This is a genomic window from Limnospira fusiformis SAG 85.79 (assembly GCF_012516315.1).
GTDB classification, from domain to species: Bacteria; Cyanobacteriota; Cyanobacteriia; order Cyanobacteriales; family Microcoleaceae; genus Limnospira; species Limnospira fusiformis.
In genome coordinates, this window is sequence record NZ_CP051185.1 from 1,486,841 (window position 1) to 1,499,162 (window position 12,322).

12 protein-coding genes and 1 pseudogene are annotated in these 12,322 nt (G+C 45.0%); 7 read left to right on the forward strand and 6 right to left on the reverse strand.

Features of this window, described 5'->3' with window-relative positions; genetic code table 11:
• Nucleotides 1-27: 27 nt before the first annotated feature.
• The 5 genes from HFV01_RS07105 to HFV01_RS07125 form a co-directional block, all read right to left on the reverse strand.
• A complete protein-coding gene (locus HFV01_RS07105; RefSeq protein WP_006624424.1) occupies nt 28-1,059 on the reverse strand; it encodes a CobW family GTP-binding protein in 1,032 nt (343 codons plus the stop codon).
• Nucleotides 1,060-1,113: 54 nt separating this feature from the next.
• The gene (locus HFV01_RS07110; protein ID WP_006624425.1) at nt 1,114-1,818 is read right to left on the reverse strand and encodes a hypothetical protein; all 705 of its coding nucleotides are present in this window, start codon (nt 1,816-1,818) and stop codon (nt 1,114-1,116) included.
• A gap of 95 nt (nt 1,819-1,913) precedes the next feature.
• Nucleotides 1,914-2,561, reverse strand: coding sequence for a GTP cyclohydrolase I FolE (gene folE, locus HFV01_RS07115; protein ID WP_006624427.1), 648 nt, complete (start codon nt 2,559-2,561; stop codon nt 1,914-1,916).
• A 117-nt stretch (nt 2,562-2,678) separates the two neighbouring features.
• Nucleotides 2,679-3,497, reverse strand: a complete 819-nt coding sequence (locus HFV01_RS07120) for a metallophosphoesterase family protein (RefSeq protein WP_006624428.1) — start codon at nt 3,495-3,497, stop codon at nt 2,679-2,681.
• The gene (locus HFV01_RS07125) at nt 3,494-4,285 is read right to left on the reverse strand and encodes a GTP-binding protein (protein ID WP_193520943.1); all 792 of its coding nucleotides are present in this window, start codon (nt 4,283-4,285) and stop codon (nt 3,494-3,496) included. Before HFV01_RS07125 ends, HFV01_RS07120 begins: the two co-directional genes overlap by 4 nt.
• 76 nt (nt 4,286-4,361) lie before the next feature.
• Here HFV01_RS07125 and HFV01_RS07130 point away from each other — a divergent pair, with 76 nt between their 5' ends.
• From HFV01_RS07130 to HFV01_RS07140, 3 genes are all read left to right on the forward strand, one after another.
• Entirely contained in the window at nt 4,362-5,597 is a 1,236-nt protein-coding gene (locus tag HFV01_RS07130; protein WP_006624430.1) for an FAD/NAD(P)-binding protein, read from the forward strand.
• Between the two features lie 285 nt (nt 5,598-5,882).
• Nucleotides 5,883-7,154 carry an RNA-guided endonuclease IscB gene (gene iscB / locus HFV01_RS07135; protein ID WP_193520944.1) on the forward strand — a complete coding sequence of 424 codons (1,272 nt, stop codon included), beginning with the start codon at nt 5,883-5,885 and terminating at the stop codon, nt 7,152-7,154.
• 84 nt (nt 7,155-7,238) lie between these two features.
• Nucleotides 7,239-7,460 (forward strand): WD40 repeat domain-containing protein, encoded by a 222-nt coding sequence (locus tag HFV01_RS07140; RefSeq protein WP_006668704.1) that lies wholly within the window; start codon nt 7,239-7,241, stop codon nt 7,458-7,460.
• A 156-nt stretch (nt 7,461-7,616) separates the two neighbouring features.
• On the opposite strand, the gene HFV01_RS07145 is transcribed toward HFV01_RS07140, so the two are convergent.
• On the reverse strand, nt 7,617-8,975 hold the full coding sequence (locus tag HFV01_RS07145) for a helix-turn-helix domain-containing protein (protein ID WP_193520945.1): 1,359 nt from the start codon (nt 8,973-8,975) through the stop codon (nt 7,617-7,619).
• Between the two features lie 204 nt (nt 8,976-9,179).
• Here HFV01_RS07145 and HFV01_RS07150 point away from each other — a divergent pair.
• The 4 genes and pseudogenes from HFV01_RS07150 to HFV01_RS07165 all read left to right on the forward strand — a co-directional run.
• A pseudogene (locus tag HFV01_RS07150) lies at nt 9,180-9,419 on the forward strand (DUF3784 domain-containing protein); the annotation flags it as partial.
• Entirely contained in the window at nt 9,410-10,204 is a 795-nt protein-coding gene (locus tag HFV01_RS07155; RefSeq protein WP_006624435.1) for a DUF4352 domain-containing protein, read from the forward strand. The pseudogene HFV01_RS07150 and the gene HFV01_RS07155, both read left to right, overlap by 10 nt.
• 116 nt (nt 10,205-10,320) lie before the next feature.
• Nucleotides 10,321-10,611: a hypothetical protein gene (locus HFV01_RS31975; RefSeq protein WP_235720174.1), complete on the forward strand. Its 291-nt coding sequence runs from the start codon at nt 10,321-10,323 to the stop codon at nt 10,609-10,611.
• A gap of 141 nt (nt 10,612-10,752) precedes the next feature.
• Nucleotides 10,753-12,285 carry a peptidoglycan-binding protein gene (locus HFV01_RS07165; protein ID WP_035759347.1) on the forward strand — a complete coding sequence of 511 codons (1,533 nt, stop codon included), beginning with the start codon at nt 10,753-10,755 and terminating at the stop codon, nt 12,283-12,285.
• The last annotated feature ends 37 nt before the right edge of the window (nt 12,286-12,322 follow it).

Below are 12,322 nucleotides of genomic sequence, written 5' to 3' on the forward strand. Positions count from 1 at the left end.
GACTCAACCCCCCCTCACCTGGTTAGGTCAGACTAAACAACTATTTAACTGCTGCTTAATTTCCTCGCTGTTGAGATGACGACCAATAAAAACTACCTGGTTTTTAGATTGTCTCAAAGTTTCCCCTAGTTGAATATCATACCGGGGACCGCTAAGTTGAAAAATGTAGGGTGTTTCACTCTCACTAAACCAGAGAATCCCTTTAGCGCGAAATACTCCAGTTGGCATTTTTTCAGTTAAAAATTGCTCGAATTTGTTGACATCAAAAGGGCGATCGCTTTCAAACGCAATAGACACAAAACCATCATTGGCTAAATGATCAGAATGGTGATGATGATGATGGTGGTCGTGGTCGTGGTCGTGGTCGTGGTCGTGGTCGTGGTCGTGGTCGTCGTGGTCTTGATACTCTTCAGTAGGCGTTAAACCCACATCCAAAATTAACGGTAATGGAACCCTACCATATTCACTTCTAATAATTCTTGCACCCCGTTTAACGGTGGAAATATAAGCCTCCAATTCTTGCAGCTTCTCAGCAGTCGCCAAGTCAGTTTTATTCAAGATAATCATATCACTGTAGGAGATTTGTTTTAAAGCCGCTTCACTGTCAAAGTGATCTGGGGTAAAACTTTCCGAGTCCACCACACCAATCACAGAATCCAGGTTAGTTAAATCTCTTAATTCCGTACCTAAAAACGTTAAAATAATCGGGAGAGGGTCAGCCACCCCTGTAGTTTCAATCACCATATAATCAATGCGATCGCTTCTTTCCAAAACCCGATAAACCGCATCAACTAACCCCTCGTTAATCGTGCAGCAAATGCAACCATTGCTCAACTCCACCATATCATCATCAGTGGAGACGAGCAACTGAGAATCAATATTAATATCCCCAAATTCATTAACCAAAACCGCAATTTTCAAATTCTGTTTATTTTCCAAAATTTGATTAAGTAAAGTGGTTTTACCACTCCCCAAAAAACCCGTAATAATTGTCACAGGCATTCCCCGCTTCGGCAAATCTGGAATCAAAGCCGATGATGATTGTGTGGCTCCGGTCATAATCTTAAATTACTCCTAGTAAATCCTCAATTAAATTATATAGTAATCCCCCAATTAATCATAGTCAACTTTGCAAAATGTAACCTGATTAGAATAGGGATTATATAAAGTATAGGTAGCCGTACCCCAATGGCGACCCACCGCACCGACTCCAATCACTTTTTTATTTTTCAATTCCACAGTTTGGGAAGGTTGTTGTTCATCCAAAGTTAGAACAGTAGAAGCCAGGGAACCCGCCGCCAATTCATACTCAAAAACCTGACCAGACCGACCACAAAACAACTGATTTGCGCCAACTCTTTGCAAGCGATCCAACATTTTCCAAGCCGGGGTATCCACGGTCAGTTCATCACTGGCCCCTACACTACTTCCATGAATTAACAAACAGTCCAATTCTAAAAAGCCAAAATTCTGTTCTCGCAGCCATTCAACGGTTTTCCGAGAAACCGATTTCCACAATAACTTAACCGTATCTCCCCCATATTTTTTCAACAATTCATCACCCTGTACATTCGTCCCAAAACCATACAAATTAAAACACTGTTCCTCCCACCAACCCAGACAGACTTGGGGTTCAATTTCTCCTGACTCAGCGGCATTTCTGACCATCTCAACCAGCAATTCACTGTTAGGATTTGGACCGACCAAATCTCCCAAAATATAAAACTGTTCAATCTCAACTCGGCGTTTAATGATATCCTTAACCACTTCTTGATAAGCCACCAAATTGCCTTCAATACCGCTTAAAATAGCCCACATAACCATAACTTAAAAGTAAAATAAGGTGTTGAGTTAGGCGCAAACCCAACCCAACTATTGCGATCGCCAAACGGCGAGGATAAAATCCCCACAAACTAGCTAAAATTCGGGGTATGGCGAATCAAAGACATAAACTCTTGGCGAGTTTTGGCATCCTCAGAAAACACCCCCCGCACCGCACTGGTAGAAGTCCAAGAACCCACCTTTTGTACACCGCGCATGACCATACACATATGGCTGGCTTCCACGACAACAGCGACCCCTTTCGGCTTGAGTAAACCCTGTAAAGCATCGGCAATTTGAGCAGTCAATCTTTCTTGAACCTGTAACCTTCTAGCATACATTTCACAGATACGAGCCACCTTAGATAATCCGATAACTTTACCATCAGGAATATAAGCGACATGAGCGCGACCTAAGATAGGTAAAATATGGTGTTCACAAGAACTAAAGATATCGATATCTCGCACCAAAACCATCTCATCAGTATTCTCATGAAATACCGCACCATTTAGCAGTTCATCCAGAGACTGATGATAACCAGAGGTCAAAAACTTTAAGGCTTTAACCACCCGTTTAGGGGTATCCTTCAAACCTTCCCGGTCGGGATTTTCTCCAAGTCCCAGTAACAAAGTCCGCACCGCTTGACGCATTTCTTCCTCAGAAACTAAAGGTGCTGTTTCGGTGGTCAAATTGGGTAAATTGCCATTGATACTGGCTTGAAGTTCCTGGGCTAAAGTCATGTTTTTAAGTGAAAGTAAACTACAATTGGCGGGCTTAATCTGCCCGAAAAATTGGGCAAAGTGATAATTTTATTATAGCAGATATTTACCAAAATTGCCAGGTTTTGGGAAACTTATTTAACGTTGACAAACATGGGTCGGATCATCAGCTTTTTCGGCATATTCCAAACCCTGAGATAAACGCCAAGCAAAAATAGGCGGTAACCCCTTCTCAATAATGGCGGCACAAGTTTTGCGATAATCATACTCAACCTCTCGGAGAGTAACCTGTTGGGTATCGGTATCATAAATCACATAGGTAGCATTAGGGCGACCGTGGCGAGGTTCTCCGACAGAACCGACATTAATCACCCGTTTTAAGGGAGTCTGAAAACTGCAATCTTGTGGATTTTCACCCCCACCCATTTGGCGAATTTTCACCTGTAGTTGACCCGCTTCTAAGTGGCGCACGTATGGAACATGGGTATGTCCACAAAAAAGGACATCCGCATCAGTAGACAAAACTCTTTCTAACACGGTAAAAGCATCCATATTCGGCATCAAATACTCATGGTTGCTATGGGGGGAACCATGAACAAAACAGAGATTATCCTTCTTTAAACTCAAAGGTAATTGAGCCAAAAATTCCCTGGTTTCTGGGTAGACATTATCATTAGTCCACTCATGAGCCAAGCGCCCCCTTTGTTCCGCCAATAGGGATGGATAACTACATTCACAAGCATTTAATCCCTCGACAATATCTTCATCCCAACATCCTTGAACAGTGGGAATATCTAGGGAGCGAATTTGCTCAACTACGGCATGAGGAAAAGGACCATAACCGACCAAATCTCCCAAACAATAAATTTGGTCAGCTTTTTGTTTATCGATATCCAACAAAACTGTATCCAGGGCTTCATAATTACCATGGATACAAGACATGACGGCTATTTTCATACTAAAACCTCGGTTTCTCTCGCTAAGGAATCATGCTGCATTTGTTGCTGATAATAGTGTATATGAGATTCTGGTAAACAGCAATCTTTGAGAGTTTGTGATATTCCCTGTTTATCTAATCCTTGTCCGACAATTTCAAAGCCACTAAATCGCTCAGGTCTCCCGGAAGTGTGGATAGGTAAATCCAGGGCGAAAAACTCCCGATTAGCTGTCCCAAAGACGAAATCTCCATAAATTGACTCACCGCTAACAATATCAAAAATTCCCTTAGCTCTAATTACCTGACCGTATGCTCCATGAATGAGTTCAAACCAAAACACGGTCAAACTCGCCCAATCGATAATTTCGCCGGATAGTAACCCTTGATGAATTTGCACATCATCAGATATACTCTCCCACAATTCTTGGCTGGGGGCTGCCGCTGAATTTCCGTTAATTATTTGGTCTGACCACTGTTCAAACTCGGAATTTTGCGGGGTGGCAGGTAGCACAGCAATCCGTTGACAATCGAGGTTATTTAAAAGGGGTTCAAAGTTGGATAATTCCAAATAACAAGGTAATTCAATATAAACATTAACCCCGGATTCAATTAAAGTTAATAGTTCGGCTTCTTGACCACGAGATAGGATGTGCAGATGGGGAAATTCTGTGGCTAAACAGGTTTTATCAATGCACACGCCATTAATCTCTGGGGCGAAATAGCACTGTGGTTGGGGGTTTTGGGCTATCTGTTCTCGAATCCAGTAGGTTTTCCCAGCACCGGGGGGACCTGCGATCGCAAAAATCATGGTTTAACAAGAATGAGAATCATTATCAGACTAAGATAACACACATAACACAGGATTCGAGAAAATTCCGAAAAATATGTTCGATCGCCCTTTACCGAGTTTGATTGACCTAGCGATTGTGGGAGCAGGTCCCCAAGCCCTGACGTTAGTTACCCATATATTGCAGAAACGCCAAAAATTCAGGAACCGATTTATGGTCTTAGACCCCAGTGGGACTTGGTTAGAACAATGGCGACATCAATTTAAGGCGCAGGAAATCCCCCATTTGCGATCGCCAGCAGTACATCACCCCGACCCCGACCCCTATAGCCTCAGACGATTTGCTGAGAATAGGTCGATGGAATTGTTCCCCCCCTACGACCTACCAGGAACCGAGCTATTTGAGGATTTCTGTGGTGAGGTAGTGAAAAAATGGGAGTTAACAGACCGGGTATATCCGGGAAAAGTCAGCCAAGTGTTACCGATTCAATGGTCCCAAAAGCCCAGATTTCAGATAGTTTTAACTGATGGTAGTTCCTTAATTGCGCGGCGGGTAGTATTAGCAACGGGGGCGGCGGTTCCCAATATTCCCCAGTGGGTAGAAGAAATTAGGACCCCCTATCCTCCCAGTAGCCTTTGTCATTCTCAACAGGTTGATTTGCGGTTAATTAAGGATTTGTCTGGAGAAGATATTGTAATTGTGGGAGGGGGTTTAACCAGCGGTCATTTGGCTATGGGGGCGCTAAAACGAGGCGCTATGGTGACATTAGTAGTGCGGCGACAGTTGCGCGAGAGGTTATTTGATGCGGAACCTGGTTGGTTAGGACCCAAATATTTAAAGGGTTTTGAAGGGGAGGACTGTTGGTATGGTCGTTGGGAGATGATTAAACAGGCTCGTGATGGGGGTTCGGTGACTCCCGCGCTGATGTTACAGTTAAGACGGGCGGCGCGTCAGGGGAAATTGAGGATTTTAGAAAATACTGAGATTCTGGGGGCGGTTTGGAAGGATGAACAGTGGCGAGTGAGGCTGAATGGGGAAGTTTCACTAATGTTTAATCGGATTTGGTTGGCTACGGGAACTCAATTTAATGGACACCAAGATAATTTACTGACTGATGTGCTACGAATTTATCGGACGGAGATGATTAATGGTTTACCTGTCCTAGATGAAAATTTGCGGATTCCTGGGTCTGAATGTTTTATAATGGGGGGATTAGCGGCTTTGATTGTGGGTCCTGTGGCTAGGAATTTATCGGGGGGAAGAATGGCAAGCGATCGCCTAGTTAAAGCGATTATTAAGCCTAATACCATGCTTCCTTTAGGGATTTCCTAAGCCAAAAAGCGGAGGATTTGCGGATGAATGGGGCGGAAAGTCAGCACCCCCGGCTGAAGCACGGGGGCTTCGTGCCCCCGCTTTCAGGTAGCTGACCAGCTTAAGCCTTAACTGGCTACGTGAGCGAGCAAGAGTTAAAGTTCCTACCCTGGAATGCGTGCTAGTTCCAGGCTCATGAACCAAATCGTTAAACAGTCCTAAGGGGTTAAGACAGTGCGATTTGGAAAGTACCGACTCTGAACATTAGCGAAGCAAACGTTACGAGCAATCAGAACAGACGCAACAATGTCTAACCATGTTTTCGTTTTAGATACCAACCGCAAGCCCCTGACACCGTGCAAGCCAGGGGTGGCACGATCACTGCTCAAAGCCGGGAAAGCATCGGTATTTCGACGCTACCCATTCACCATTATTCTAAACAAGGAGGTTGACGCTAATCCTGAACCCCTCGAACTAAAATTAGACCCAGGCTCTAAAGTCACTGGAATTGCCTTGAAGCAAGGGAATCATATTATCTTTGCTGCCGAGTTGCAGCACCGAGGACAGCAGATTAAAGAAGCATTGCTCTCTCGTCGTCAACTCCGACGTTCTCGACGAAACCGCAAGACCCGATATCGACCAGCTCGGTTCTTGAATCGGACTCGGAGCAAGGGTTGGTTAGCTCCCAGCTTGCAGCATCGAGTAGATACTCTAATGACCTGGGTTCACCGATTTCGTAGACTTGCCCCAGTTGGCTGCATTGCTCAAGAGCTAGTACGGTTCGACCTGCAATTGATGGAAAACCCTGAGATATCAGGTGTTGAGTATCAGCAGGGAGAATTACAAGGCTATGAAGTCAGGGAATACCTGTTGTTCAAGTGGGACAGAACCTGTGCTTACTGTGGGGCTCAAAATGTACCACTTGAAGTTGAGCATATCCACCCTCGGTCTAAGGGTGGCTCTGACCGGGTTTCTAACCTGACGATGGCTTGCCACTCATGCAATCAAGCCAAAGGCAATGGGGACATTCGGGATTTTTTATCGGGCCAGCCTGATGTCCTGAGTCGTCTTCTCAGGCAGGCCAAATCACCCCTTAAAGATGCGGCTGCCGTTAACTCGACCCGATGGGCCTTGTTCAAGGCTCTGAAAGCAACAGGACTCCCAGTTACCACAGGAACGGGCGGACAAACGAAGTTCAATCGACTGAGGCTCAACCTACCTAAAGCTCACTGGCTTGATGCTGCCTGTGTTGGACCAGTCGAATCACTGGAAGTTCTGACTTCAAAACCGTTGCTGATTTTAGCAAAGGGGCATGGAACCCGTCAGATGTGCGGGACGAATAAGTACGGATTCCCCACTCGTCACCGCTCCAGGAGGCAAATTCATAAAGGCTTTGAGACTGGCGACATGGTGACGGCTACGGTCACAGCGGGGAAGAAAATTGGCTCATATCTAGGACGGGTTCTCTGCCGTGCGTCTGGTAGTTTTGATATTACCACCGCTTCGGTACGGGTGGCAGGCATCAGCCACAAATACTGCCAACCCATTCACAGGAAGGATGGTTACGCCTATGCTTGAAAGATTGACGGGGACTAAAGTCCCCCTGTCGCGTTTCCTCCCCGGTCTAAAGACACGGGGCTTCCACGCTCCCAAGAGGTTTACGTGAATGCAGTGGCGATCGCGCCGGACGGCAAAACTGCCGTTTCCGCATCCTCTGATCGCACCCTGAAACTGTGGGATTTGGCAACGGGGGGAGTGTTAGCTACCTTCACCGGGGAGGCTCCGATGATTTCCTGTGCTGTAGCTGATGATGGGGTGACGGTGGTGGCGGGGGACTGGTTGGGGGGAGTAAATTTTCTGCGGTTGGAGGGGTTGAGAGATTGAAAAACCGGGTTTCTGGGATGTGGGTGGGGGGCCAGAAACCTGGTTGCTGGGACGATTTGAAAACCATGCTAGAAATCACCCTAAACTAGGACATCACCGCATAAATTCAATGCCCGTCGGGTTGATCATATCGGATAAATTGACCCCCCACATTTATTAAATCAAATGATGGATAATATACTGCTTGATGGCTTTGGGTAGTCTGTAGAGATTGTCTGGCTTTTCCAGCCAACAACGTCGCAGCAAAGATTGAATCGAATTGAGACAATCTGCGGGAGGCATTATCGCCATTTCTAGCAATCCTCCCAAGCTGATAGGTTCGCTCTCGCGGGCTAATAAAACCATCACTTGTTTTTCAGTTTCCGACAGGCGATCGTACTGTTGCCGTAAAATACACTTCACATCTTCCGGCAACAATAAAGTATCATTTTTCAAAATATCGGGGACAAACCCGCCCAACTCTTGAATCTGGCTGGCGAGACTTTTCACCCAGAACGGATTTCCATCATAGCAGTCAATCAGTGGGGAATTTTCATCAATTTCTGTCAATCCGTAATCTTGGAGAATCTTTCGAGTCGTGGCGATATCTAACCCGGTGAGTTGTAGCGTCCGCAGCGGGCTATTTTGCTTGGCACTGGGGGGGAGTTCAATGGAGGGTTCCCAACCGATGAGTAAAACGCAGCTTTGATGGGATAAGTTCTCAACTTGCTTAAAAAAGGATTGATAGTCTTGGCACTCGGCTTGATATTTGCCCGCCAACTCTCCCGAAACAAACAAATTGTGAAGGTCATCTAAAACTAGCAAACAGCGATATTGTTGTAAATAATGAATGACGAATAAAGGCTCTGAGGTGAGGTGGAAAGAGCGATCGGTTGGCGATTTTGAGAAAAACTTTAGCAGGCGATTTTGCCAGTCTGAAAAGGTGGGAGGCGACGCTAGGCTACACCAGAAAACGGACTCGAACTCATCTTTGATTTGCTGCACCAGTTGGGAGACTAAGGCGGTTTTGCCGATGCCACTCATGCCTGTGATTGCTATGAGGCGACAGCGTTCGTTTAGAATCCAATCACTCAGGGTTTCCAGTTCGAGGGTGCGATCGTAAAAAACACCCAAATCCGGCATCTCGCTTAACTCTTGACTGCATACCTCTCGATTGGGTGGGTGTCGGTTTGGTATATCCGGCGGGTGTCTTCCCTCCCCACAAAAATTTAAACTACCAACTTGAACGTGATCTGGTACAACATTTGAAAATAGGGAAAATTGAAACCGCTCCATTGCCGAGCGAAAATTGGATTTATTAACTTCTTCTCCCAACTCCTCCGAAAGGATATGCCACAACTGCGAACCCGCATTTCTGACGCTGCTTTCCGAGTAATCATACTCTTTGGCAATGCGTTGATAAGTCTCCCGTTCCAGCGTTCCTCTCAGTACCGCCTCCTGTAGATCGTCAAGGTGATGTCCGGTCTTCGCAAACACGATGCGATCGGCGATATTTAACATTTCTTTAAGGTTCATAGCATAGGGGTGCTTGTACGGGACTTTGGTATTATACCACATTTTAGTACATTTTGGAATTTGTTTATACAAAACTAGATTTTATAACTCTGATACCCGTTAATACTTGAGGCAAAATAATATATATTTGAGGTTGACAAACACCGAAACCATCAAAGATAATAATAGACAGAGCATTTAGTTGATCAAGCCGAAAAATTTAGTTGGTTGTATCTTGGTTTTTGGCAAGCCATCAAAAAAAGAAACCGCAAAAAAATTAAGGAGAAAAAAATGGCTGCTATATTCGGAATCATTGCGCTACTTTTGGGTGCGTTATTTGTTTTAATTGGAGTCATACCGGATATGGGTATGACTAGGTTACGCCGTATTACTTCTGTTGTTGCTGGTATTTTGCTAATCTTAGCATCTATAGGTGCTGCTTTTGGCCCAATCAATTGGTTTTAGTTCACCTTAAGTATGGAGGGGTCAAACATGATGGGAATTTGACGGCAATATTCTACGTTTTTATCGGCATTATTGCACTCGGTATTGGTCTTTATTTGATAATTTCTCCCTTTGCATTTGTTATCGGATTATGCAAGCCTAGCATTGTACTTAATGACAAGAAGCCACAAACCAGAATGAGAGTCCTAAAGAGTTCCGGTATTACCAGCATTATTCTGGTTTTGGTTCTGAATGGATTATCTTCTGTTACGGCGGAAGAAAATGACAAGACTTATATGGCAAAATCTTCCACGTTTGTAGCAGCATCCACTTATAGGCCCGAACCTCAAAAATCGAAACCAGTAGCAAAACCGGTCCCCACAGAAACTTGGATAAATGTAAGGAATGATCGTGCAGTTAAAATTGCAGGCATTCAAATGCTCGATACCATTTTTCCTAGCAATGATTTTATGGAAAATGTAGAGTCAAAAGGCGGTCAACTGGCGGTTGTTGGGTTAGAAATGAAAAACACAGGAAACCAATCCGGTAGTATAACCTGGTCAAGCTATAAGCTGATTGATAGCCAAGGTCGGAAATATAACGAAATCAATGATTTTTCAGAAACCTTAAGTATCAATCAATGGCTGAAGGACAAAGGGATCGAACCGAGTAGTCAATTATTTCCAGGACAGGTTGTCCCAATTGTTAAAGTATTTCGTGTAGCTAGTGATGCTTCTGGTTTTAAATTAGAAGTTAATGGCAAGAGAATCGACATTAGGGAAGACGACTTATTCGCTATTTACTAGGTTAATATTGTCAGTCGTTTATACTCATAAACCGGGTGTCTTATATCTCTGTTTCATGAAAAACGAGATAGTATTTCAGAAACCCGGTTTCTTCTATTCTGTCGCCGGTCAAAAAAATGCGATCGCCAGCAGTTCATCACCCCGACCCCGACCCCTATAGCCTCAGACGATTGGCTGAGAATAGGTTTATGGAATTGTTCCCCCCCACTACTGGCCAATGGGAGTTAACAGACCGGGTATATCCGGGAAAAGTCAGCCAAGTGCTACCTTTCGGGAGGGGGAAAGAAACCGGGTTTCTTAACGTGATGTCGGTGAGGATGCCGAGATTTTCACAGAAACCCGGTTTCTCAGCCTGGGGGGGGGGAAAGAAACCGGGTGGCTCAGAGGGCCACTCATCGGCACAGTAGCACCATATCTTTGAGTGGTCAAAATGCGCTAGGATAGCGGGGAAAAACCATGCTTAATTGATTATGGATAACCCCGGTTGCATCACCAAGTCTAAATCATATTCTAGCGGTTATCGACCTGTTAACCTTCTCCGACGGTCGATGCTGGGTCTCCCTTGTGCGATCGCATTATTATTAACAGGAGTGACCGTAGCCTCTGCTGAGAGTCCCATAAATCGAGAAACTCAAATAGTCGCCCGCGCCACCCCTACTCAAAATCAGACCCCACCAGTTTTAAGGCGCGGTAGCCGAGGTCAGGAGGTAGCCGAATTACAGATTAGACTCCGAGAATTGGGATATTTTAATAACCCTAATTTAGGTAATTTTGGTCCGATCACTCAACAAGCAGTTCGACAATTTCAAAGCGATCGCGGATTAAGGCCAGATGGCATTGTCGGACAAGAAACTCGCCAGGCTTTAGCCCTAATTCCGCCCTCGCCAAAAACCCCAGAAGTCGCTACCACTCCCCCACCTCAACCCACAGCAACTCAGCCGCCGCCACCAGCCACCCCCCCAGCCGCCAAACCCCCAGCCGCCACCCCCCCAGCTATCAACATCAACTATGATTTACCAAAAGGCTTTCAGACAGCGATCGCCCTCTTAAAAAATCCCAGTTTTGTGGAAGCACCCCCCCGCGATCCATCGGGAAGAATGAGCCATGTTAAAACTATTACCGGTCCTATTGCACCCAAATCAATTGTGCATTCAGGGAAAGGCTTATTTTTTGCCCAAAATATGATGTATCGCCACACAATAACCGTCTATGACCGTAACTTTGATTTAATCAAGACTATTCCCGACAGCATCAAATTCTCAGATTTTGGCTTCTCGAAATTCACCGGAAATCATAGAGGTTCACCCGTAGAAGCCTCATTTTCTCCTGATGGAAAATACGCCTACGTTGCCAATTATAAAATGTATGGTTCCGGCTTTTCTCGCCCCGGAAATGATAGATGTTCTCCAGCCGGGAGACATGATGATAGTTTCATGTATAAAATCAATACCGAAACCCTGAGCATCGAACAAGTGATCCAAGTCGGACCCGTGCCGAAATTTAATACAGTTACTCCTGATGGTCGTTTCGTATTAGTTAGCAATTGGTGTGGTTGGGATTTAAGTATTGTTGACACCCAAATAGACCAGGAAATTCAACGGATAAAAATAGGTCGTTATCCGCGAGGAATTGCTGTTGATTCCAATTCCGAATTTGCTTATGTAGCCGTCATGGGTTCCACCCAAATCGCCAAAATTAACCTTAATGATTTTTCCCTGACCTGGCTTAATAATATCGGACGTTCCCCTCGACATTTGAATATAGATCCTCAAGGGAAATTCCTGTATACCACCCTTAATGGTGAGGGGACGGTGGCAAAAATCAACCTAGAAACGGGTAAAGTCATCCGCCGAATTAGGACAGGAAGCGCCCCCCGTAGTATGGCAATTTCTGATGATGGTCAATTTTTGTATGTGGTTAATTATCACTCTAATACCATGAGTAAAGTCCGCACAGAAGATATGAGAGTCATTCATACTGTCCGCACTAACCACCGACCCATTGGTGTGACTTACGACCCCCAAAAGCGACAGGTTTGGGTAGCTTGCTATTCTGGCAGTGTTATGGTATTCCAAGATTAATATAACATTCGGATTCAGTTAACTTACCCATGATTCA

What these genes read in the sequence shown, in the direction of transcription:
- HFV01_RS07105 (WP_006624424.1), bottom strand. Translation starts at nt 1,059, where the DNA reads ATGACCGGAGCCACACAATCATCATCGGCTTTGATTCCAGATTTGCCG.
- HFV01_RS07110 (WP_006624425.1), bottom strand. Translation starts at nt 1,818, where the DNA reads ATGTGGGCTATTTTAAGCGGTATTGAAGGCAATTTGGTGGCTTATCAA.
- folE (WP_006624427.1), bottom strand. Translation starts at nt 2,561, where the DNA reads ATGACTTTAGCCCAGGAACTTCAAGCCAGTATCAATGGCAATTTACCC.
- HFV01_RS07120 (WP_006624428.1), bottom strand. Translation starts at nt 3,497, where the DNA reads ATGAAAATAGCCGTCATGTCTTGTATCCATGGTAATTATGAAGCCCTG.
- HFV01_RS07125 (WP_193520943.1), bottom strand. Translation starts at nt 4,285, where the DNA reads ATGATTTTTGCGATCGCAGGTCCCCCCGGTGCTGGGAAAACCTACTGG.
- HFV01_RS07130 (WP_006624430.1), top strand. Translation starts at nt 4,362, where the DNA reads ATGTTCGATCGCCCTTTACCGAGTTTGATTGACCTAGCGATTGTGGGA.
- iscB (WP_193520944.1), top strand. Translation starts at nt 5,883, where the DNA reads ATGTCTAACCATGTTTTCGTTTTAGATACCAACCGCAAGCCCCTGACA.
- HFV01_RS07145 (WP_193520945.1), bottom strand. Translation starts at nt 8,975, where the DNA reads ATGAACCTTAAAGAAATGTTAAATATCGCCGATCGCATCGTGTTTGCG.
- HFV01_RS31975 (WP_235720174.1), top strand. Translation starts at nt 10,321, where the DNA reads ATGCGATCGCCAGCAGTTCATCACCCCGACCCCGACCCCTATAGCCTC.
- HFV01_RS07165 (WP_035759347.1), top strand. Translation starts at nt 10,753, where the DNA reads ATGCTGGGTCTCCCTTGTGCGATCGCATTATTATTAACAGGAGTGACC.